The following is a 19250-nucleotide window of genomic DNA, read 5'->3' on the forward strand; positions in this document are numbered from 1 at the left end:
CGTCCATGACCGACGCCGTGCTCACCACCCGCGATGGCGACATCGTCACCTGGACCCTCAACCGTCCGGAGGCGCGCAACCCCATCTCCGAGCCGGACGTGATCGAGGCGCTCGAGAATGCGGTGGCCGACGTCAACGGTGATCCCAGCGTGCGCGTCGCGATCGTCACCGGTGCCGGTTCGGCGTTCTCCTCCGGCGGCAACGTCAAGCACATGCGCGACCGCGCCGGAATGTTCGGCGGCTCCCCCGCCGACCTGCGGCAGGGTTACCGGCACGGCATCCAGCGCATCCCGTTGGCCCTCTACCACTGCGAGGTGCCGACCATCGCCGCCGTCAACGGACCTGCAATCGGCGCCGGATGCGACCTGACGCTGATGTGCGACATGCGGATCGCGTCCACGGCCGCCGTGTTCGCCGAGAGCTTCGTCAAGGTCGGACTCGTCCCCGGCGACGGCGGCGCCTGGTTCCTGCCGCAGGCCGTCGGGATGGCGCGGGCCAGCGAGATGGCGTTCACCGGTGACGCGATCGACGCCGCGAAGGCCCTGGAGTGGGGACTCGTCTCGCAGGTCACCGAACCCGGGGAACTCCTCGGCGCGGCGCGGGCGCTCGCCGACCGGGTGGCGGTCAACCCGCCGCAGGTGCTGCGGATGACCAAGAAGCTGCTGCGCGAAGGGCGTCACCAGAGCCTCGAGAGCCTTCTCGAACTGTCGGCGGCCATGCAGTCGCTCGCCCATCACACCGCGGACCATCACGAGGCGGTCGGTGCGATGCTCGATCGCCGCAGCCCGAACTTCACCGGCCAGTGAACCCGGGCGTCGCACACCGGTGACAGCCGAGCCGCGCAGTCAGCTTCTTCCCGTCGTCTCGGTCCTCGGATCGGTGCTGTCCGTCCAGTTCGGCGCCGCCTTCGCGAGCACCCTGTTCGAGACGGTGGGCGCCGGCGGTGCGGTGTCGCTGCGGCTGACGATCGCGGCGCTCATCCTCGGGGTGATCGTGCGGCCGCGGTGGCGACGGTGGACCCGGACGCAGCGGGAGGGTGTCCTCGCGCTCGGAGTGGCGCTGGCCGTGATGAATTCGGCGTTCTACGAGGCCCTCGCGCGGCTCCCGCTCGGCACCGCCGTCACCATCGAGTTCCTGGGTCCGCTCACCCTCGCCGCCGTGCTGTCGCGAAGACCCCGGGACGGGGTGTGGGTGCTGGCGGCGCTGACCGGCGTGGTCATGCTCGGCCTGCGCGAGAACTCGGGCGCCGAGTCCCTCGACCTCGTGGGGGTGGCATTCGCGCTCACCGCCGGCGCGGCGTGGGCCGGCTACATCGTCGCCGGTTCGAACCTCGCGGCGACGGTTCCCAGCGCGGACGGCCTGGCCGGAGCGAGCATCGTCGCGGCGGCCCTGACGCTTCCGCTCGGCGCGGTGTCCGGCGGCACCGCACTGTTCGACCCCCGAATCCTGGCCGTCGGCGCGGCGGTGGCCCTGCTGTCGTCGGTGATTCCGTACTCGCTCGAGCTGCGGGCGCTGCAGGTGATGAGCAAGAAAGTGTTCGCCGTGCTCATCGCGCTGGAGCCGGCGGCCGCGACCCTCGCCGGGGTGATCGTGCTCGGGCAGGTCCTCGGACTGCAGTCGCTGGCCGCGATCGCGCTCGTCGTCGCGGCCGGCGTCGGCTCCGTCCTGAGCAACCGGTAGCGGCACGGCCGACCGTTCGGGCTGGCAGGATCGACGCGTGAGCACCGCGAACCTGACCCGAGCCGAAACCGCCGAACGTTCCCGCGCGATCGAGGTTCTCGGCTATCGGGTGGAACTGGACGTACTCGGCGCCGTCGACCCGGAGGTCGGGACGTTCGCGACCACCACCACCGTCGAGTTCACCGCCCGCACGTCCACGACGTGGCTCGACTTCCTCGGCGCCGGTGTGGAGTCGGTGACGGTCAACGGCGCCGACGTGCCCGTCGACTACGACGGCGCCCGGATCGCGTTGACCGGACTGCGGAATTCGAACGTCGTGACCGTCGCCGCCCGCGGCGAGTACAGCCGCTCCGGTGAGGGTCTGCACCGGTTCCTCGACCCGGCAGACGGGCAGACGTACCTCTACACGCAGTACGAACCGGCGGACGCGCGGCGAGTGTTCGCGTGCTTCGAACAGCCGGACCTGAAGTCGCCGTTCACGTTCGTCGTCACCGCGCCGCGGGAGTGGGAGGTGGTCTCCAACCAGCAGGTCGCCGAGCGGGAGGACACCACCGGCGGGCAGGTCGTCACGTTCACGCCGACCCTGCCGATCTCCACCTACATCACCGCGGTCGTGGCCGGCCCCTACCACCGGGTCGACTCGGAGTGGAGCGGCGGCGACCGCACGATCCCGCTGGGCGTCCTCTGCCGGGCCTCGCTCGCGCAGTACCTCGACGCCGACACGATCTTCGAGATCACCCGGCAGGGGCTGGGGTTCTTCACGGACGGTTTCGACTACCCCTACCCGTTCGGCAAGTACGACCAGGTGTTCGTCCCCGAGTACAACCTCGGCGCCATGGAGAACCCCGGCTGCGTGACGTTCACCGAGGCGTACGTGTTCCGCGGCGCCGCCACCGACTCCCAGTACGAGGGCCGGGCGAACACGATCCTGCACGAAATGGCCCACATGTGGTTCGGCGACCTCGTCACGATGGAGTGGTGGGACGACCTGTGGCTCAAGGAATCGTTCGCCGACTACATGGGCGCACTGGCCAACGCGGAGGCCACCCGGTGGACCGACGCGTGGGTGGCCTTCGCCAACCGTCGCAAGGCGTGGGCGTACCTGCAGGACCAGTTGCCGACGACGCATCCGATCGTGGCGGACATCGTCGACCTCGAGGCCGCGAAACTGAACTTCGACGGCATCACGTACGCGAAGGGCGCCAGCGTCCTCAAACAACTCGTCGCGTACGCCGGGCGTGACGCGTTCTTCGACGGGGCGCGCCGCTACTTCCGCGCCCACGCCTTCGGGAACACCACCCTGACGGATCTGCTGACGGAACTGTCGGCGACGTCGGGCCGGGACCTGACGAGCTGGGCGCGCGCCTGGTTGCAGACCACCGGCGTGTCCGCACTGAGCCTGCAGCGGGACGCCGACGGACGCGCCTCGATCGTGCAGACCGATCCGCGTCCCCACCGCCTCGGCGTCGGGCGCTACGACTTCGACGACACCGGCGACCTCGTGTGCGTGCAGCGGGTCGAGGTCGACCTCACCGACGCCCACACCCCGGTCGATCTCGCCGACGCGCCGCTCGTGTTGCTCAACGACGCCGACCTGACGTACGCGAAGGTGCGGCTCGACGACCGATCGCTGACCACCGTCGAGACCTCGCTCGACCGGGTGCGCGACCCGCTGGCGCGTGGTCTGATCTGGTCGTCGCTGTGGAATGCGACCCGCGACAGCGAACTGGGCGCCACGCGGTATCTGTCGATGGCCCAGAGGTTCTCACCGGCGGAGGCGCACCCGACCCTCCTCACGTCGGTGCTGGCCAACGCCCCGTACGCGATCGAGCACTTCCTCCCCGAGACCGCGCGCGACACCGCCCGTCTCGACTGGCTCGAACACACCTGGCGCGCGTTGTGGAACGCCACGCCGGGTTCGGGAAGCCAGCTCGCCTGGGCACGGGCGGTGGCATCCGCGGCGGCGATGGACGGCAGCCGTGCGGCCCGCATCCGGTCGATTCTCGAGGCCGGCGGGCGGGCGCCGACCGGGCTGTCGCTCGACCCGGATCTGCGCTGGGGATTCTGGGGCGCGCTCGCCGCCACCGGGCACGCCGACGACGCGGACCTCGACGGTGAGCTGCGCCGCGACGACACCGGCTCCGGCCGCACCGCGTACCTGCGGGCAACATTCTCGCGACCGGACCCGGACGTGAAGGCGAAGGCCTGGGAATCGATCTTCCACGACCGCACACTGTCCAACGAACATCTCGGCGCGGTCATCGCCGGGTTCCGCGCAGGCGCCCGGCACGACCTCGTCGAGGGGTACGCCGGCGGCTACTTCGCCTCGATCCGCTCGGTGTGGGGGGAGCGCAGTATCGAAATCGCGCGGCGGATCGTGGTCGGGCTGTTCCCGTCCGAGACGACACTCGACGCGGCGGACGGATGGCTCGGCACCAATGCCGATGCGCCCGCCGCGTTGCGTCGGCTGGTGCTCGAGCAACGGGATCATCTTGCCCGGGACCTGCGAGCGCAGGCGTTCAACAGCCGGTCGGACGTCACCGGCTGACCGGCCGGGCACCGTTCGACGTGCGGGCCGTCCACCGATCCAGGACGCTCCGCCACAGGCCGGACGTGCTGTCGCCGGCCCAGGCGATGTAGCCGTCGGGACGCACGAGCAGTGCGGGCCCCTCGTCGGTCCGGGTCACCGCGTGGACATCGCCGGGGACAGGCGCCCCGGGCTCGGTGACCAGGACGAAACCGCCCGAGCGCATCACCTCGTACAACCGACCGCCGTCGGTGGGCAGATCCTCGGCACGTCGGCCGACCAGGGTGCTCTCGCCGGCGTCGTGGCCGTACCCGATTCCGATACCCGAGAACATCCGGGCGACCGCGTCGCCGACCGGCGGGAAGCCGAGAAGCGCCGCCACTGCCCCGTTCCGCAGCTTCCGCAGGATCCACGGCCGGACGATCATCATGCGCATCGTGGCACCGCTCGACCGCAGAACCAGCCGCCCCACCGGGTGCCGCTCGGAGTGATAGGTGTCGAGCACCGCGTCGTCCGCGCCGCCGAGGACGGCCGCGAGTTTCCAGCCGAGATTGACGGCGTCCTGAATACCGGTGTTCATTCCCTGCCCGCCTGCAGGCGAATGCACGTGGGCTGCATCGCCCGCGAGAAACACCCGGCCAGTCCGATACTGCGGGACCTGCCGTTCGTCGCTGTGGAATCGCGACTGCCAGCGCACGTCGCCGAGTCCGTAATCCGTGCCCATCGCGACTTCGATGGTGCGGCGAAGTTCCTCCCGGTCGACGGGCGCGGTGTCGTCCACCTGATGCCGCCGGTTCCAGGCGATCACCCGAAACAGTTTGTCGCCGTACGGCGCGATGAACGCGAATCCGTCGCGGACGGCATTGACGGTCACGAGATTGTCCGGTGGGTTCTCGAGTTCGACGTCGGCGAGCATGATCGACCGCAGCACGGCCTTGCCGGGGAACGGCTGCCCGATCATCGTCCGCACCGCGCTGTGCGCGCCGTCCGCACCGACCGCATATGTCGCGTGGAATGTGCTGTCACGTCCCGAACTGTCGTGGCCGGAAACGCGGACGCCGTCCCGGTCCTGTTCCACCCCGGTCACGGTGAAACCACGGATGATGTCGGCGCCGCGGTCCCGAGCGCGCTCCTCCAGGAGGGCGTCGACGTTCCGCTGCGGAGTGACGAGGACGAACGGGAACCGGGACCGCAGGCGCCCGAGGTTGAGTGCTGCACCGCGCCACAGCTTCAGTCCTGGTGAGGCGGCGCCGGTGGCCACGAGCCGGTCGGCGAGTCCGCGGGCGTCGAGCAGTTCGAGGGTTCGGGCGTGGACGCCGAATGCGCGGCTGAGGATGGACGGCGCGGCGCGCTTGTCCAGCACCGTCACCGATCGGCCCGCCGTCGCCAACTCGCCCGCGAGCATGCATCCGGTGGGTCCCGCGCCGATCACCACTACGTCGATGTGCTTCATGACGTTGCCTCCGATCGAAAGGTGTCCCATCAAGTCAACAACTGTTGACTTCGACGGTAGGCGCATCCGCGCGTCAGGTCAACAGCCGTTGACTTAGACTGTGAAAATGCCTGACCGCCGCGCCCGCTCCGCCGTCGCCACCCGCGCCGCGATACTCGACGCCGCCCGCGCCCGGTTCGGCACCGCCGGCTACGAACGCACGACGATGCGCGCCGTCGCGTCGGATGTGGGCGTCGACCCCGCACTGGTGGTCCGGTACTTCAGCAACAAGGAATCGCTGTTCGCCGAGGCCGCCGAGTTCGATCTGCACCTGCCCGATCTCCACGACGTTCCCGCGAAGGACCTCGCGACCGTGCTGATGCCGCGCTTCTTCGCGGTGTGGGAGAACGACGGCGCGTTCCTCCCCCTGCTCCGGGCGGCGGCGAGCAGCCCGCGGGCCGCCGACGCGATGTTGCAGGTCTTCGCCCGCCAGGTGGCGCCCGCGCTCGCCGTGGTCACGGCGGATCGCGCGGACGAGCGCGCCGCCCTCGTCGGGTCGCAGGTCCTCGGACTCGCCTTCTCCCGCTACATACTCCGGGTGCCGCCCGTGGCGGACATGACGCACGAACAGCTGATGCGCTGGGTCGGACCCGTGCTCGAGTACTACCTCACCACGGAACCGCGGTAGCGCTACCGGTGATGCCTGCCGCCGTTCAGCATCCAGCGGGCATCGAGCTCGCTCGTGCTGCGGCGGTGCCGCCTGATGGTGAACGACGTGATCGGAAACCGCTCGACGACGCTCGCCTCGGCACGCGGATCACCCGCGATCCCCTGTTCCAGAACCGAATACGCGGTGTGGTTGACCGAATGCACGGCCAGCCGGAGGGCGTCGAGCGCCGTCGGCCGCGGCCCGAACGCGGCGAGCGTGTGCCCGCCGTCGACCGCGGTTTCGACCACCGCGTAGAAATGCCAGTCCGCGCCCGAATCGCCAGTCATGATGCGCCTCACTCGATGTGCTTCTGTGAGCTGTGCCATCACGGTATCGCGAGGGTACGACACGTTTTCGGAGCGCCGTTCAGGCGACGGACCGGCGGCCGATCCCGAAGAGCTCTTGGGGGACATCGATTCCCTTGAGCCGGTGACTGCCCGCCGGCTCGCCCCAGAATTCGTCGGTATCGAGTTCGTCGTAGAACTCGCCGGTCACGACCACCTCGTGAGACGGTGCGACCGCGACGACGCGACTGGCCATGTTGACGGGCCTGCCGAACCAGTCGCCCGCGCTCGGCACCGCCGTGCCCCAGGCGATCCCGGCCCGCAACGGCGGAAGCCCCTCGGTGCGTGCGGCCTGCACGAGGTCGAGCGCGGTGTACGCCAACGCGTTGGGATCGGGCGAGATCATCATGACGGCGTCCCCGATCGTCTTCACCAGACGCACCGGCGGAAGCACCAGATCGGTGGCAAGCAAGTCGAGCCGCTCGGCCACCCGCCCCAGATCGGCGGGCGCCACCTGCTCACCGAGCAGCGTGAATCCGACGAGGTCGGCGAAACAGACGCCGATCTCCTGCGCTCCCCGAACCTGGAGGTTCGAGTCCCTGGCGATACCCACCGCATCGGAGCGCAACTGGTGGCGCAGAGTGGTAGCGATGAGGTGAGCCAGGATCTGCGCCTCGAAATCCGCGATGCGACGCACCTCCACCGCGTATCGCAGAGCCACCTCGGGGTGATCGCGCGCCGCCTCGAGTCGCTCCTGCAGGAGCGCGTCCGCGGCGTCGGCGACCGTCCAGAGGTTGCGGCCGAGGACCCGGGCGGCCGCGAAGATTCCGCTCTCGTCGAGCCCCAGGTCCCGGTACTGCTTGAGTCCGCGCGCGAGGTCGAGGTCGCCGTCGTCGTAGAACGTCCCGTCCTCCGACGCACCCCGGCCGATCGCCCGGAACCACCGCCGGGCGTCCTCCACGGCGACACCGGTCTTCTGGGAGATCTCGTCGATGCTGTACCGGCCCTTCGGCGACAGCGCGTGCTCGAGCAGCAGGTGCGCGAGGCGATCGTCCCGCGAGGCGACGCGGAGTTCGTCGATCGACACCCCGTCCTCAATCAGGGTGTTCAGGACCCCCATGCGCGCAGAGCGATCCGATCCGCTGAGTCCGTCGAGGAGGCCGGCGGCCTCGAACTCGTGGAGTTGTGTGGGTGGCGGACCCGGGCGTCGGAGCGGGCGAGGCGGCGGGGACACCAGACGTCCCGTCCGGGGCGTGATCCGTCGGGGCTGTCGCGGGATGCGCACATCCTCATCGTCCCAGGAACAACGTCGCCCTTCGCCGTAATCCTGCGAACTCGCCTTCCCCCACGACCACGACCGAACTATATTCGGTATGTGCCGATTCAAAGTCTGTTGCTGGATGCGGCGGAGGGCCATTTCGCCCGCCGCGGCGTCCTCGCGACGCGGCTCGCCGACATCCGGCACGAGGCCGGTGTCAGCGTGGGAGCCGTCTACCACCACTTCCCGAACAAGGAAGAGCTGTACCTCCAGGTCTGGTTACGCGCGCTCGCCGACTATCAGGACGGATTCCGGGCCGCTCTCTCGGAATGCGCCGATGCGCGGTCCGGGGTGGAAGGCGCCGTCGTCCGCCACCTGCAGTGGGTGTCCGGCAACCCGCAGCGGGCCGTCATCCTCACTGCGCCCCGGCCCCCGGGCATCGACGAGCGAGCCGATTCCACCAACGCGGCGTTCTTCCGCGACGTCACCCAATGGTGGCGAATCCACGAACACTACGGAACGGTCCGCCGATTCGACTTCGACGTGCTGTACGCGCTGTGGCTGGGCCCGGCTCAGGAGTACTCCCGCCAATGGCTCGCGGGTGCCATGACCACCGACCCCACCGCGGTGGCGCCCGAACTGGCGCGCGCCGCGTGGAACTCGCTACGGAATCAGGAGTAAGGGATGACAGTCGACGTCGCACTCACCGCCGACACCGCACAGGCCGTGCTGGAGGCCCAGCCGTTCAGCGTGCTCGTCGGCGCCCGCATGACGCAGTTCGGAGAGGGCGGCGTCACCCTCGAGATCCCCGTCCGGGACGAACTGCGGCAACAGAACGGCTTCGTGCACGGCGGTGTCCTGTCGTACGCCGCCGACAACGCTCTGACGTTCGCCGCGGGCACCGTGCTCGGCGCGAACATCATGACCGCGGGCTTCACGATCACCTACCTCCGCCCCGCCCAGGGCGTGCTGCTGCGGGCGGACGCCCGAGCCGACGCGTCGACCCGGCGCCAGGCGCTGTGCCGGTGCGACATCTACGCGGTGCAGGACGACGGCTCCGAGGTACTGTGCGCCGCCGCCCAGGGCACGGCGACGGTCAAGCAGCCGCGGTAGTCGCGGCCGCACGGGATGGAACGATGGGACCATGGCTCACTCCGTCGATCGCGCATCCGTGGACAGGGCGCGTGAGCGCATCACCGGCCTGATCCGCAGGACTCCCACGTTCCGTGCCACCGTCCCCACCGTGCACGGCGCCGTTCCGGTGATCTTCAAACTCGAGTTCCTGCAGTACGGTGGCTCGTTCAAGGTACGGGGCAGCCTCAACGCTCTGCTCCACGCCGAGGAGGACGGGCGACTCGACGACGCGGGCGTCGTCATCGCGTCCGGCGGGAACGCCGCCATCGGAGCGGCCTGGGCGTCGCGGCTCAGGGGTGTGAAGTGCACCGTGGTCGTCCCCGTCACGGCACCCGACGTCAAGATCGACAAGCTGATCGCGCTCGGCGCGGACGTGCGCAAGGTGGGTGCTCGATACGCCGAGGCAGCCGAGTATGCGGAAGAACTCGCGACGTCCGCGAACGCCCTCGCCCTGCACGCCTACGATCTCCCCGACATCGTCGCCGGGGCGGGCACCATCGCACTCGAGATCCAGGACGACGTCGCCGAGCCGCTGTCCTACGTGATCGCCGTCGGCGGTGGCGGACTGCTCTCCGGTGTCGTCGCAGGCAGCGGCGAGGACGACAGCATCTGCGGTGTGGAACCGAGCGGAGCGGCGACGCTGCACTCCGCGGTCGCCGCCCGGCAACCCGTGGACATCGACATCGACAGCATCGCCGGCGATTCCCTCGGCGCCACCAAGATCGGTTCCATCGCCTGGGACACCGTCCGGTCCCGGCCCGTGTCCAGCCTGATCGTCGACGACGACGCCCTGATCGACGCGCGAACGCTGCTGTGGGAGGAGTTCCGGATCGTCGTCGAGCACGGCACCGCCGCGGCGCTGGCCGCGATCGTCACCGGACAGCTCGCCCCCGCCGACGACAAACCGCTCTGCGTGGTGCTCTGCGGCGCCAACACGTCGCTGACCAGCTACTGATCCGCCGAAGTCTCAGCCGCGCGGTTTCAGCCGGCTGTTCGGCAGTTCGGGTGCGGGCAGCGGATCGCCGTCGTAACCCTCGACCGTGCCGAACCGGGGGTCGGCGGGCGCCGCGCCCCGGAGCTCGGACTGCCACTCACGGCGGTAGCCGACGATGTCCTCGTGGCTGCGGCCGAGGAAGTTCCACCACATGATCACCTGCTCGCCTAACGGCTCGCCGCCGAGCAGCAGCAGCCGGGCCCGGGTCCCGCCCGTGTTCCGCAGCGCCACCAGCGACTCCCCGGGCGGCTGATAGCCGAGTTCCGCCCACCGCAGCGTGGTCCCGCGCAGCTGCACCTCGCCCTCGTCGACGAGCACCCCCACCTCGAAGCCGCGCTCGATGTCGAGGGTGACGTCCGCACCCGGCTCCAGAAGGATCTCGGCGCCGAGCAGCGGCGTGAACGTGCGGACCGGCGACGTCGAGCCCGCCGTCCTCCCGAGGAACACCCGCACGGTGGCGCCGTCCAGCTCGACCGGATCGGGTGCGTACGTCTCGAACGCCGGATCCGCGTCCTGCGCCGACGCCGGCAACGCCACCCACAGCTGGGCGCCGTGCAGGATGCGGGTCTCCGGTGTCGAGACCTCGGAGTGCGCGATTCCCCGCCCCGCGGTCATCAGGTTGAGCTCACCGGGACGCACCATCGCGTGCGAACCGATGCTGTCGCGGTGTTCGATCTCGCCGGTGAACAGCCAGCTCACCGTCTGCAGTCCCGTGTGCGGGTGCGGCGGCACGTTCATCCCGCCCGTCGTCCCGACGTCGTTCGGTCCGTAGTGGTCGGCGAAGCACCAGGCTCCGATCAGCGACCGTTCCCGCTGCGGGAGGGTCCGCCGGACCGGCATCGCGCGGGGACCGCCGAGCGGGACCTCGCGCGCGCCGAGCACCTGGATGCCCCCGCCGTCGGGGTGCGACTCGCACCGCTCTTCCACCGAATTCGTCTCCAGATTGCTCACTGTTCCATCGTGCCTTCCGTCAGTCCTGTGCGCCGCGCAGTTTCGCGCAGAGTTCGGAGAGCGTGTCGAGTTCGGCCTCGGACAGGGCCGGGCCGACGTGCCGCCGGATGCTCGCCGCGTGCCGACGTCCGACGGACTTCTGCACGCGCGCACCCTCGTCCGTCAGGGCGACGACTGTCCCGCGGCGGTCGCCGGGATCGCACTCCCGCGTGACGAATCCGGAGCCGGCCAGCCGCTCGACGAGCCGGCTCAGCGACGGTTGGCTGAGCAGGATCTCCCGGTTGAGATCATGCAGGCGCAGTCTGTGCCCGGGTGCCCGGCCGAGGGTGAACAGCACGTCGTATTCGCGCATGCTCAGCTCGTCCCACACGTCGTCTGCGGCGAGGTTGCGCATCACCGCGACCTGGGCGCGGAAGAGCGCCTCCCACGCCTCGGCCGCTCGTTCGGTCCTACTGACGGGCGGCATCGACCGGCTCGCGATCGGCCTTCATCGACGCGTGCGTCGGCGGGTTGTCCGGCACGCCGGCAGGTCGCCGGGCAGCGAACTCCTTGCGCAGCACGGGCACGACCTCGCCGCCGAGCAGATCCAGCTGCTCGAGCACCGTCTTCAGGGGTAGTCCCGCATGGTCGACGAGGAACAGTTGCCGCTGGTAGTCGCCGAAGAAGTCGGCGAATGTCAGGGTCTTCTCGATCACCTGCTCCGGTGTGCCGACGGTCAGCGGGGTCTGATCGGTGAAGTCCTCGAGACTCGGTCCGTGGCCGTAGACCGGGGCGTTGTCGAAGTAGGGCCGGAACTCGTCGACGGCGTCCTTGGCGTTCCGTCGCATGAACACCTGCCCGCCCAGTCCGACGATCGCCTGGTCCGCGCGGCCGTGACCGTAGTGCTCGTACCGCTCGCGATAGAGGTCGATCAGCGCGATGTAGTGCTCCTTGGGCCAGAAGATGTTGTTGGCGAAGAAGCCGTCACCGTGGAACGCCGCGATCTCGGCGATCTCCGGGCTGCGGATCGAGCCGTGCCACACGAAGGGCGGGATGCCGTCGAGCGGGCGCGGCGTGGACGTGAAGCCCTGGAGCGGGGTGCGGAACTGCCCCTGCCAGTCCACGACGTCCTCGTCCCACAGCCGGCGCAGCAGCCGGTAGTGCTCGAGCGCCAGCGGAATGCCCTGGCGGATGTCCTGACCGAACCACGGGTAGACGGGGGCCGTGTTTCCGCGGCCCATCATGAGATCCATCCGGCCGTCCGCGAGGTGCTGCAACATCGCGTAGTCCTCGGCGATCTTCACCGGGTCGTTGGTGGTGATCAGCGTCGTGGACGTCGACAGGATGATCTTCTCGGTCTGCGCCGCGAGGTAGCCGAGCATCGTGGTCGGGGACGACGGCACGAACGGCGGGTTGTGGTGCTCGCCGGTGGCGAACACGTCGAGCCCGACGTCCTCCGCGTGCTTGGCGATGGTCGTCATCGCCTTGATGCGCTCATGCTCGGTGGGGGTGCGGCCGGTGGTGGGATCGGGGGTCACGTCGCCGACGGTGAAGATTCCGAACTGCATAGCTGTTCCTCTCGCGCCAGAACTCCATGCGTTTGCATGAACCTATTGCAACATTCAACCACTTCGTCCTATTCCGAAAACGGCCGAGGGCGGCAAGCGCAATGCGCTTGCCGCCCTCGGCGACGTTCGGATCGAACGAGCCCGATCAGTGCATCATGACCGTCGGGGCACCTTCGGCCTCGAGATGCGGGTTGACCGACTTCTTCCGCGGCAGCAGGAACGCCGGGATGAGCGTCAACGCGATCAGCACGGTAGCGACCAGGAACGTGTTGCCGAATGCATCGGCGGCCTGGCTCAGGACCTGGTCCACCATTCCGGGAGGCTCCTGTGCGGCGACCTCGGGCACGTGCTGCATCGCGACCGTCTGACTGTCGAGACCGCGATCGAGCAGCTGGTTGGTGAGGACCACCGACATGACGGCGGTACCGATCGAACCGGCGGTCTGCTGGACGATGTTCATCAGTGTCGAACCGCGCGCGACCTGCTCGTTGGACAGCGTGACGATCGCTGCCGTCATCAGCGGCATCATCGTGCAACCCATGCCCATGCCCATCACGAACAGCGCACCCATCAGCAGCCAGGTCGGCGAGTCCGACGCCACCTGCGTGAAGACACCCAGACCGATCAGGATCAGCGGCAGACCCGACAGCACGATCTTGCCGGGCCCGATCTTGTCGACCAGACGTCCGGCCACCGGCATGGTCAGCATCGCGCCGATACCCTGCGGAGCCATCAGCAGACCGGCCGCGAGCGTGGTGTGCCCGCCGACCTGGATGAAGTAGCTGGGGAACAGCAGACCCGCACCCATGAACGCGACGATGAACAGCGAAGTCGTGATGACCGCGACCGACAGCTGCCGGTTCTTGAACAGGTGCAGGTCGATCAGCGGGTGATCCTTGCGGAGTGCGTGGAAGACGAACGCGACGATCAGCGCCAGGCCGATCGCACCGGACACGAGCACGCGAGCCGAAGCGACCGTGCCCACCTCCGGGATGGACGACACACCGAACAGGAACAGAGCCAGACCCGGCGAGAGCAGCAGCATGCCGAGGAAGTCGAAGGACTCGGAGGGCGACGCGTTGTCGGACGGCAGGATGATGAACGCAGCGGCCAGTGCGATGATGCCGATGGGCAGGTTGATCAGGAAGATCCAGTGCCAGCTCGCCGCCTCGATCAGCCAGCCGCCGAGGATCGGGCCACCGATGGGGCCGAGCAGCATGGGGATTCCGAGAACCGCCATGACCCGGCCGACGCGGTCGGGGCCTGCTGCCTTCGTCATGATCGTCATGCCGAGCGGCATCAACATGCCGCCGCCGAGGCCCTGCAGGACGCGGAAGCCGATGAGCGAGGTGATGTCCCACGCGAAGCTACACAGCACCGAGCCGAGGACGAACAGCACGAGCGCCGTCATGTAGAGGCGCTTGGTGCCGAACCGGTCGGCCGCCCACCCGGTGACGGGGATGACCGTGGCCAGGGCGAGTGTGTACGCGGTCATCGTCCATGCGACGGTGGCGTAGGTGGTGTCGAACTCCGTGGCGAACGTCGGCAACGCGACGCTGACCACGGTCACGTCGAGGATCGACATGATGGCACCGAGCACCACCACGGACGCGATCTTGAGGACCGTGCCGTCGAGCTTGTCGGGCGCCGCGTTCGCGGCGGTCGGCGATGTCATCCGAATATCTCCTGGTTGAGTTCTCGCAGGGACTCCCCCGCGAGGATCGGTTGTAGTGCCTCGATCAGCCGAGTCCGCTCGATCTCCGGAACCCGCCATGCGAACCGTCGCAACTGATCACGCTTGCATTCGAGGTGCTGGGTAGCGACCTTATGTCCGGCCTCCGACAAGGAGACCCGCTTGACCCGCCGGTCGCGTTCGTCCTCCCGGCGAACGACCAAACCCAGTTTCACGAGTTGATCGACGTTCCGACCCGCTGCGGCCACCGAGAGCCGCAACCGCTCGGCCACCTCGTTGATCGGAAGTGGCTCACCGTGCTGAACCAGCGCGAAGAGCATGCGCACCTGCGAAAACGTGAGGTCCAGCTCGATGAGGTTGTCCATCGACTCCGACTCCCCCGCACTCAACAGTTGGGTGAAGAAATCGTTGAGTAGTTCGAAGAGAAGATCAGGAGATTTGTCGGGCACCCTCGAATGCTAGCGCTCATGCAACTATTGCCCAAGGGCAACTATGGCGCAACCGAATAAATGGTGTCCGGTATCACATTCCCCGACGGCACCTTCGACCTGCGGGTTCAGTCCTGGACGAGCACCGCTTTGCCCAGCACGAGCCCGGCCTCGAGATCACGCAGCGCGTCCGCGGCCTGCTCGAGCGGATACCGGGACGTGACCACGGGACGCAATCCACGTTCCACGTGCCGGATCAGCGCGGCATGCACCTCTTCCAGCGCATTCGGCTCGGTCCGGATGAACTCGCCCCACGCCGCACCCACGATGCTGATGTTGCGGAACAGCACCCGGTTCACCTTCACCTCGGGAATCGTCCCTCCCGCGAAACCGATCACGACCAGCCGGCCTTCCGGGGCAAGCACCCGAACGGCCTCGTCGAAGGCGTCGCCGCCGACCGGGTCGACCACGATCTGCGCGCCCCGACCGCCGGTCAACTCACCGACCCGGGCGCCCCAGCCGGCGCCGAGGCGGACGACCTCGTCGGCCCCCAGCTCGCGTAGGAAGTCGTCGGCCCCGTCCCGCCGCACCACCGCGATCACGCGGGCGCCGTGCGCCTTGGCCAGCTGGATGGTCGACGTCCCCACCCCACCCGCCGCACCGAGGACGACGACAGTTTCACCCGCCCGCAGCCGAGCCCGGCGCTCCAGCGCGAATTCCATCGTCTGGTAGTTGATGATCAGCGACGCCGCTTCCTCGAAATCCAGGTTCGCCGGGATGTGCAGCACCTGCGCCGGCGGCACTGCGACCCGTTCGGCGTAACCGCCTACCTGCGACGCCGCGAGCACACGGTGACCGGGCTCGAATCCGCTGTCGGCCGGTGCCGACACCACCACACCCGCGACTTCGGCGCCGGGAACGAACGGCAAATCGGGGCCGAGCTGATATTTGCCGTAGCTGATCAGCAGGTCGGGGAAGCACACCCCGCTGGCCTTGACGTCGATCAGAACGAGTCCCTCGGACGCCGGTTCGGGTACGTCCTGCAGCGTCATGCCGCCCGGCCCCGACAGCTCCGTCACCACCACTGCGCGCATGCTCGAAACAGTAGACGCGCAGGGGTGGCGAGAGGCGTCAACGAGCGAAGAGCCGCTTCCGCCTCCGGGCGACCGACACCAGCTCGACCTTGTCGGTCATCTTCATGCGGGGCCGGCCGGACCCCGCCGCCCGGCCGGTCTCCGCCTTGTCGATCGCACGCCAGCCGGCGAAGCCGATCTGTTCCGGCTGGCGCCGCTCGATGAGCTTCTTCACGTCCTTGCGGGTGCCGACCGTGCCGAGGAGCTTTCCGGCCTCGAAATCCGCGAGCAGCGACGACACCGTCTCCCTGGCGCACGCCTTGTTGGTGCCGATGACGCCGCTGGGACCGCGCTTGATCCATCCGGTCACGTACACCCGGTCGGTGACCCGGCCGTGCTCGTTGGGGATCACGCCGCGCTTCTCGTCGAACGCGACACCGCCGACGGGGTTGCCGCGGTACCCGATGGAGCGCAGCACGAGCGAGGTGTCCAGCGAGCCCTCCTCGCCCCGAGCCCGGGCGGACAACGTGCCGGACTCGTCGACCACCAGTTCGTTGCGTCCGTAGCGCAGGGCCTCGGCCTTGCCGGAACCGGCGACCTCGAGCGGCGACGTCAGGTAGCGGAACACGATGCGCTTGTGACCGGGCCGCGGGGCACGCTGCGCGAACTCCCGCGCCAGCCGGACCTTCATCGCCGTGGCCGGATCGCCCAGCAGTGCCTCGCTGGCCGGGTCGAGGTCGAGGTCGGCGTCGTCGATGACGACGTCCACGTTCCCGAGGTCGCCGAGCGCCAGGAACTCGGGGTTGCTGTAGGCGGCCTGCGCGGGCCCGCGGCGGCCGAGGAGCACGACCTCCTCGACGTTGCTGCGACGCAGCGCGGCGAGGGCGTGATCGGCGATGTCCGTCCGTTCCAGCTCCTCGACGTTCATCGTGAGGATGCGGGCCACGTCGAGCGCGACGTTGCCGTTGCCGACGATCACCGCGCGCTTCGCGGACAGGTCGAACGTGCGCTCCGCGTAGTCCGGGTGGCCGTTGTACCAGGCCACGAACTCGGTGGCGGCGTGAACGCCGGGAAGATCCTCGCCCGGGATTCCCAGACGCCGGTCGCTCGACGCCCCGACGGCGTAGATGACGGCGTGGTGATTCTCCAGCAGCTCGTCGTGGGTGACGTGCCTGCCGACCTCCACGTTGAGGTGGAACTCGAAGTTCGGCCGGTCGAGGCTCCACTCGAACATCCGGGTCACCTCCTTGGTGCCGGGGTGGTCGGGCGCGACACCCGCGCGAACGAGCCCCCACGGGGTCGGGAGCTTCTCGAACATCTCGACCTCGACGTCCGAGCGTTCGAGCAATTCACCCGCGGCGTAGCAGGCCGCGGGGCCGGCGCCGACGACGGCGACCCGGAGCTTGCCGAGGTCGCGGCGCGGCGGGGTCGCGGGCGTGAGGGGGATCCACCCGGTCGGCATGGGGTTGGTCGTGTAGTACTCGGCGTTGATGTCCTTGTAGCGGGTGAGCGAGCCGATGAGCTTGTCTTCCGGGAATATCGCGTCGACCGGACAGGCATCGACGCAGGCCCCGCAGTCGATGCAGGTTTCCGGGTCGATGTGCAGCATCTCGGTCTGCGCGAATTCCCGCTCCTCCGGCGTCGGGTGGATGCAGTTCACGGGGCATGCGGAGACGCAGCTCGCGTCGTTGCAGCACGCCTGGGTGATGACATATGCCATTGCGGTTTCCTCATACCTGTCCGGACCATCGAGCTCGTTCGTGTTACACGTAGTAACAGTTATATGAACTGTACTGAGAATCGCGTCCGCAAACAAGCACCGGCGCCGGGATGGAAGAATCGGGGCTCCGCCCACGAGCGAAGGAACCGCATCTTGGCACTCGACCGACCCCTCGCCGCTCCCCCCGCACTCGGCCGCTTCTTCGAGACGTCCTGGCCGGTCCGCACCGGCGACATCGATGCCGCCAAGCGCCTGCGCCTCGACGGGATCGCCCGCTATCTGCAGGACGCGGGCCTGGACAACCTCGACGCGGTCGACGCCGCCGACAGCCACCCGCTATGGATCGTCCGGCGGACCGTCATCGACGTCGTACGGCCGGCGGTGTGGCCCGAGCGGGTACACCTCCGGCGCTGGTGCTCCGCACTGTCGACCCGCTGGACGAACATGCGGGTTCAGATCGAGGGTGAGGCGGGCGCCCTCATCGAGACCGAAGGTTTCTGGATCCACATCAGCGGCGAAACGGGAATGCCCACCCGCATCGACGACGGATTCATCGAACGCCTCGGTGAGTCCGCGGAGGAACACCGGCTCAAGTGGAAGCGGTGGCTCGTCGAGAACGCTCCGGCCGCCGACGAGGACGGCATCGTGGACACCGAATTCGTCCTGCGCCGCACCGACATCGACCCGTTCGACCACGTCAACAATGCCGTCTACTGGCAGGCCGTCGAAGAATTGCTCGCCGACCACGAGCATCCGGGCGGCGGCCGCCTCGTCGACAACCCCCATCGCGCCGTGCTCGAGTACCTCTCGCCCATCGTGTCGACCGACGAGATCGTCCTGCGGTCGCGGCGGGACGACACGTCGCTGACCGTGTGGTTCCTGGTCGACGACGCCCTGCGTGCCGTGGCCCGGGTCGGGCCACTCGCCGCCTGATCAGACCATCTGCTGGGTGCCGATCACCCGCAACAGGTCGAGCCTGGCCCGCGCGTCGGAGCCCGGCTGCGGCATGTACACGAGCAGGTGCTGGTAGGCGCTCGGGGTCAGCAGCGTCTCGCAGACGAGGTCGATGCGTCCGACCTCGTCGTGGAGGACGGTCTTCGTGTCGGACCGGCGGACGGCCACATCGTGCCTGTCCCAGAGCGCCGCGAATTCGGCGCTGCTCTCGTAGAGGCGGTGCACCAGTTCCGTCACGTCGGCGTCACCGGCCCGCCGGGCAGCCGTCGCCCGCAGATCCGCGACGTGATTTCCGGCGAGACGCTCGTGATCGTCCTCGGGGAACATCCCGCGCTCACCGGGGTGCGCGAACCACCGCCACGGCACGTAACGATCGAGACCCGAATACCGGGACGCGTCGCCGAACAGGATCACGTGCATGCGGTTCTGGACCAGCACTTCCCCGAGGTCCGAGATCACGCAGCCCGGGGTGTCGTCGAGCTTGTCGAGCAAATGCAGCAGCCCCGGTCCGACGTGCTTGTTGCCCGCGGCCCGCATCGGCGGAACCTGACCCGACAACAGGTAGAGATGGTCTCGCTGATCGTCGGTCAGCCGCAGCGCCCGCGCGATCGACGCCAGGACCTGTGTCGACGGATGCGGGCCGCGTGCCTGCTCGAGTCGCGTGTAGTAGTCCGTCGACATTCCCGCGAGCATCGCCACCTCGTCGCGCCGGAGCCCCGGCGTCCGGCGGCGGACTCCCGGTGGCAGCCCGACGTCGGCCGGAACCAGCTGTTCCCTGCGACGGCGGAGGAAGTCGGCCAACTCGGAGCGGTTCATGCATCAACTGTGCCGGACCCACCGGGACGCTGCCAGGGATCGCCGGTCCC

Annotated in this window: 19 protein-coding genes; 8 read left to right on the top strand and 11 right to left on the bottom strand. The window is 68.9% G+C overall.

Annotated features, from left to right (window positions below):
- Nucleotides 1–5: 5 nt before the first annotated feature.
- Genes ACFWAY_RS09395 through pepN form a run of 3 tightly spaced genes read left to right on the top strand, consistent with a single transcriptional unit; the run spans nucleotide 6 to nucleotide 4228 of the window.
- Nucleotides 6–806, top strand: coding sequence for a crotonase/enoyl-CoA hydratase family protein (locus tag ACFWAY_RS09395; RefSeq protein ID WP_378452330.1), 801 nt, complete (start codon nucleotides 6–8; stop codon nucleotides 804–806).
- 19 nt (nucleotides 807–825) lie between these two features.
- Nucleotides 826–1680, top strand: a complete 855-nt coding sequence (locus tag ACFWAY_RS09400; protein WP_378510521.1) for a DMT family transporter — start codon at nucleotides 826–828, stop codon at nucleotides 1678–1680.
- A 37-nt stretch (nucleotides 1681–1717) separates the two neighbouring features.
- Entirely contained in the window at nucleotides 1718–4228 is a 2511-nt protein-coding gene (pepN, locus tag ACFWAY_RS09405; RefSeq protein ID WP_378510522.1) for an aminopeptidase N, read from the top strand.
- Here pepN and ACFWAY_RS09410 read toward each other — a convergent pair.
- The gene (locus tag ACFWAY_RS09410; RefSeq protein ID WP_378510560.1) at nucleotides 4218–5690 is read right to left on the bottom strand and encodes an FAD-dependent oxidoreductase; all 1473 of its coding nucleotides are present in this window, start codon (nucleotides 5688–5690) and stop codon (nucleotides 4218–4220) included. The two genes, pepN and ACFWAY_RS09410, sit on opposite strands and share 11 nt — an antisense overlap.
- A 76-nt stretch (nucleotides 5691–5766) precedes the next feature.
- On the opposite strand from ACFWAY_RS09410, the gene ACFWAY_RS09415 reads away from it, so the two are divergent.
- Nucleotides 5767–6327 carry a TetR family transcriptional regulator gene (locus ACFWAY_RS09415; protein WP_378452333.1) on the top strand — a complete coding sequence of 187 codons (561 nt, stop codon included), beginning with the start codon at nucleotides 5767–5769 and terminating at the stop codon, nucleotides 6325–6327.
- Nucleotides 6328–6329: 2 nt separating this feature from the next.
- Here ACFWAY_RS09415 and ACFWAY_RS09420 read toward each other — a convergent pair whose 3' ends face one another.
- A complete protein-coding gene (locus ACFWAY_RS09420; protein ID WP_378452334.1) occupies nucleotides 6330–6635 on the bottom strand; it encodes a hypothetical protein in 306 nt (101 codons plus the stop codon).
- Between the two features lie 79 nt (nucleotides 6636–6714).
- Complete coding sequence (locus ACFWAY_RS09425) at nucleotides 6715–7917, bottom strand: adenylate cyclase regulatory domain-containing protein (protein WP_378510523.1); 1203 nt, start codon at nucleotides 7915–7917, stop codon at nucleotides 6715–6717.
- A gap of 90 nt (nucleotides 7918–8007) precedes the next feature.
- On the opposite strand from ACFWAY_RS09425, the gene ACFWAY_RS09430 reads away from it, so the two are divergent.
- Genes ACFWAY_RS09430 through ACFWAY_RS09440 form a run of 3 tightly spaced genes read left to right on the top strand, consistent with a single transcriptional unit; the run spans nucleotide 8008 to nucleotide 9979 of the window.
- Entirely contained in the window at nucleotides 8008–8571 is a 564-nt protein-coding gene (locus ACFWAY_RS09430; RefSeq protein WP_378452336.1) for a TetR/AcrR family transcriptional regulator, read from the top strand.
- A gap of 3 nt (nucleotides 8572–8574) precedes the next feature.
- On the top strand, nucleotides 8575–9003 hold the full coding sequence (locus ACFWAY_RS09435) for a PaaI family thioesterase (RefSeq protein WP_378452337.1): 429 nt from the start codon (nucleotides 8575–8577) through the stop codon (nucleotides 9001–9003).
- Between the two features lie 31 nt (nucleotides 9004–9034).
- Nucleotides 9035–9979 carry a serine/threonine dehydratase gene (locus ACFWAY_RS09440; protein WP_378452338.1) on the top strand — a complete coding sequence of 315 codons (945 nt, stop codon included), beginning with the start codon at nucleotides 9035–9037 and terminating at the stop codon, nucleotides 9977–9979.
- Between the two features lie 12 nt (nucleotides 9980–9991).
- On the opposite strand, the gene ACFWAY_RS09445 is transcribed toward ACFWAY_RS09440, so the two are convergent.
- From ACFWAY_RS09445 to ACFWAY_RS09475, 7 genes are all read right to left on the bottom strand, one after another.
- Complete coding sequence (locus ACFWAY_RS09445) at nucleotides 9992–10969, bottom strand: pirin family protein (protein WP_378510524.1); 978 nt, start codon at nucleotides 10967–10969, stop codon at nucleotides 9992–9994.
- 19 nt (nucleotides 10970–10988) lie between these two features.
- Entirely contained in the window at nucleotides 10989–11435 is a 447-nt protein-coding gene (locus ACFWAY_RS09450; RefSeq protein ID WP_378452340.1) for a MarR family winged helix-turn-helix transcriptional regulator, read from the bottom strand.
- Nucleotides 11419–12516: an LLM class flavin-dependent oxidoreductase gene (locus ACFWAY_RS09455; protein WP_378452341.1), complete on the bottom strand. Its 1098-nt coding sequence runs from the start codon at nucleotides 12514–12516 to the stop codon at nucleotides 11419–11421. Before ACFWAY_RS09455 ends, ACFWAY_RS09450 begins: the two co-directional genes overlap by 17 nt.
- Nucleotides 12517–12661: 145 nt before the next feature.
- The gene (locus ACFWAY_RS09460) at nucleotides 12662–14191 is read right to left on the bottom strand and encodes a DHA2 family efflux MFS transporter permease subunit (protein WP_378452342.1); all 1530 of its coding nucleotides are present in this window, start codon (nucleotides 14189–14191) and stop codon (nucleotides 12662–12664) included.
- Nucleotides 14188–14658, bottom strand: a complete 471-nt coding sequence (locus ACFWAY_RS09465) for a MarR family winged helix-turn-helix transcriptional regulator (RefSeq protein WP_378452343.1) — start codon at nucleotides 14656–14658, stop codon at nucleotides 14188–14190. The genes ACFWAY_RS09460 and ACFWAY_RS09465 overlap by 4 nt, the downstream gene beginning before the upstream one ends.
- Before the next feature lie 107 nt (nucleotides 14659–14765).
- Complete coding sequence (locus ACFWAY_RS09470) at nucleotides 14766–15731, bottom strand: NADPH:quinone oxidoreductase family protein (protein ID WP_378510525.1); 966 nt, start codon at nucleotides 15729–15731, stop codon at nucleotides 14766–14768.
- A 37-nt stretch (nucleotides 15732–15768) separates the two neighbouring features.
- A complete protein-coding gene (locus ACFWAY_RS09475; protein WP_378510526.1) occupies nucleotides 15769–17430 on the bottom strand; it encodes an FAD-dependent oxidoreductase in 1662 nt (553 codons plus the stop codon).
- Between the two features lie 153 nt (nucleotides 17431–17583).
- On the opposite strand from ACFWAY_RS09475, the gene ACFWAY_RS09480 reads away from it, so the two are divergent.
- Nucleotides 17584–18363 (top strand): acyl-[acyl-carrier-protein] thioesterase, encoded by a 780-nt coding sequence (locus ACFWAY_RS09480; RefSeq protein ID WP_378452346.1) that lies wholly within the window; start codon nucleotides 17584–17586, stop codon nucleotides 18361–18363.
- Here ACFWAY_RS09480 and ACFWAY_RS09485 read toward each other — a convergent pair whose 3' ends face one another.
- Nucleotides 18364–19200 carry a helix-turn-helix transcriptional regulator gene (locus tag ACFWAY_RS09485; protein ID WP_378452347.1) on the bottom strand — a complete coding sequence of 279 codons (837 nt, stop codon included), beginning with the start codon at nucleotides 19198–19200 and terminating at the stop codon, nucleotides 18364–18366.
- Nucleotides 19201–19250 lie beyond the last annotated feature (50 nt).

This window comes from Rhodococcus sp. NPDC059968, assembly GCF_042738615.1.
In the GTDB taxonomy this organism is placed as follows: Bacteria; Actinomycetota; Actinomycetes; order Mycobacteriales; family Mycobacteriaceae; genus Rhodococcus_F.

Coding starts and splice junctions, on each gene's coding strand:
- ACFWAY_RS09395 (WP_378452330.1), top strand. CDS start 6: ATGACCGACGCCGTGCTCACCACCCGCGATGGCGACATCGTCACCTGG.
- ACFWAY_RS09450 (WP_378452340.1), bottom strand. CDS start 11,435: ATGCCGCCCGTCAGTAGGACCGAACGAGCGGCCGAGGCGTGGGAGGCG.
- ACFWAY_RS09415 (WP_378452333.1), top strand. CDS start 5,767: ATGCCTGACCGCCGCGCCCGCTCCGCCGTCGCCACCCGCGCCGCGATA.
- ACFWAY_RS09410 (WP_378510560.1), bottom strand. CDS start 5,690: ATGGGACACCTTTCGATCGGAGGCAACGTCATGAAGCACATCGACGTA.
- ACFWAY_RS09460 (WP_378452342.1), bottom strand. CDS start 14,191: ATGACATCGCCGACCGCCGCGAACGCGGCGCCCGACAAGCTCGACGGC.
- ACFWAY_RS09440 (WP_378452338.1), top strand. CDS start 9,035: ATGGCTCACTCCGTCGATCGCGCATCCGTGGACAGGGCGCGTGAGCGC.
- ACFWAY_RS09435 (WP_378452337.1), top strand. CDS start 8,575: ATGACAGTCGACGTCGCACTCACCGCCGACACCGCACAGGCCGTGCTG.
- ACFWAY_RS09485 (WP_378452347.1), bottom strand. CDS start 19,200: ATGAACCGCTCCGAGTTGGCCGACTTCCTCCGCCGTCGCAGGGAACAG.
- ACFWAY_RS09455 (WP_378452341.1), bottom strand. CDS start 12,516: ATGCAGTTCGGAATCTTCACCGTCGGCGACGTGACCCCCGATCCCACC.
- ACFWAY_RS09420 (WP_378452334.1), bottom strand. CDS start 6,635: ATGACTGGCGATTCGGGCGCGGACTGGCATTTCTACGCGGTGGTCGAA.
- ACFWAY_RS09475 (WP_378510526.1), bottom strand. CDS start 17,430: ATGGCATATGTCATCACCCAGGCGTGCTGCAACGACGCGAGCTGCGTC.
- ACFWAY_RS09470 (WP_378510525.1), bottom strand. CDS start 15,731: ATGCGCGCAGTGGTGGTGACGGAGCTGTCGGGGCCGGGCGGCATGACG.